The sequence below is a fragment of the Rhodococcus sp. IEGM 1354 genome (genome assembly GCF_030056855.1).
Lineage (GTDB): Bacteria > Actinomycetota > Actinomycetes > Mycobacteriales > Mycobacteriaceae > Rhodococcoides.
In genome coordinates, this window is sequence record NZ_JASHKT010000028.1 from 1 (window position 1) to 1,440 (window position 1,440).

Below are 1,440 nucleotides of genomic sequence, written 5' to 3' on the forward strand. Positions count from 1 at the left end.
TGCACTGGACCCCGTGGGTTGGACCGTTAATGCAAAGCCTAGGCCGCGAGGGCCTGAGCTCGGTATCGCACCGGGCTCAGGCCGTCGAGGCGTAGCGAGATGCGGTCGTTGTTGAACCAGTCGATGTAGTCCTCGATCGCGGCCTGCAAGGCGCCGAGGTCGAGGTATCGGGTGTGATGAAACATCTCTTCTTTGAGGTGACCGAAGAAGTTCTCGATGATCGCGTTGTCGTAGCAGTTGGCCTTGCGGGACATCGATTGGATCGCTCCCGCATCGTCCAGCAGCCGCCGCCACGTGTGATGCTGGTAGTGAAATCCCTGATCCGAGTGCACGATTGGACACTCCTGTTCACCGAGCCCACTCAGAGCATCGCGCAGGGAACGGTTGGTGAACTCCGTCGTCGGGGACCGGCCGATCGAATACGAGATGATCTGACGATCGAACAAGTCCATCACCGGAGACAGATACAACTTCGCCTCCCCGACTCGGAATTCGGTGACATCGGTGACCCACTTCTGATTCGGGGTCTCCGCCGTGAACTGGCGGTCGAGGATGTTCGAGGCGACCGCCCCGACCTGCCCCTGATACGAGACATACCGTCGACGGCGCCGCACAGGGCACGCCAACCCGAGCTCGCGCATCACCGCTAACACCGTCTTCTTCGCCACCCGCCACCCCGCATCGACGAGTACTCGGTGGACACGGCGATGCCCGTACCGCCCATGGTTGTTCTCGAACGCGCTGGTCACCGCCGCTTTCAACGCTGCCTTCGGATCGGGTCGGCGCAACTGAGCTTGACGGTAGAAGAACGTCGAGCGGGCCAGGCCGGCGACGTCGAGCAGCACATCGAGTCGGTACTGAGCCTTGAGGGCGATGACAGCGAGAACCTTCACCGTCGTCCCTGTTCCCTCAAGGCCCGCAATTTTCCCAGGTACGCCACCTGCGTGCGCAACCGCTCGTTCTCTTCACGCAGGCGGTCGAGCTCGCTGGGCCCATCCGGATCTGCCGTCGACGGTTTCGGTGGTCGACCCGCACTCTTGGGACGCAATCCCTCGTCGCCGTCGCGGCGGTACGCACGCACCCACGGTTCGATGATCTTCGCCGACGACAGTCCATACTCGCGCGCCAACTCGACCTTGCTCTCACCCGCAAGAAAGCGTTGCACCACAGCAAGTTTGAACTCGAACGAGAACTTTTTTCGGTCCGGTTTCTCCATCAACGCGCTCCCGCCTCGAACCCGCCACCGGTCGTGAAGACTCCTCACCGCCCACGACCCGATACCCAACTGCGCGGCGACCGAGCGCGACCCCCGGCCCTCCTCGAACAACGCTACCGCCGCGACCCGCTGATCCTCAGTAAGTGAACTTCGTACACGCATACACACGCTCCCCAGTCGTTGGAACTGAATTACTCAGTCCAACTTCTGGGGAGCGGTGCACA

At 62.0% G+C, this 1,440-nt stretch carries 2 protein-coding genes; both read right to left on the minus strand.

All coding sequences use genetic code 11. The features are described from left to right. Window positions 1-38 precede the first annotated feature (38 nt). Window positions 39-893, minus strand: coding sequence for an IS3 family transposase (locus QM588_RS25555; protein WP_283317422.1), 855 nt, complete (start codon window positions 891-893; stop codon window positions 39-41). After that, window positions 890-1,216: a transposase gene (locus QM588_RS25560; protein ID WP_283317423.1), complete on the minus strand. Its 327-nt coding sequence runs from the start codon at window positions 1,214-1,216 to the stop codon at window positions 890-892. The genes QM588_RS25555 and QM588_RS25560 overlap by 4 nt, the downstream gene beginning before the upstream one ends. Between the last annotated feature and the right edge of the window lie 224 nt (window positions 1,217-1,440).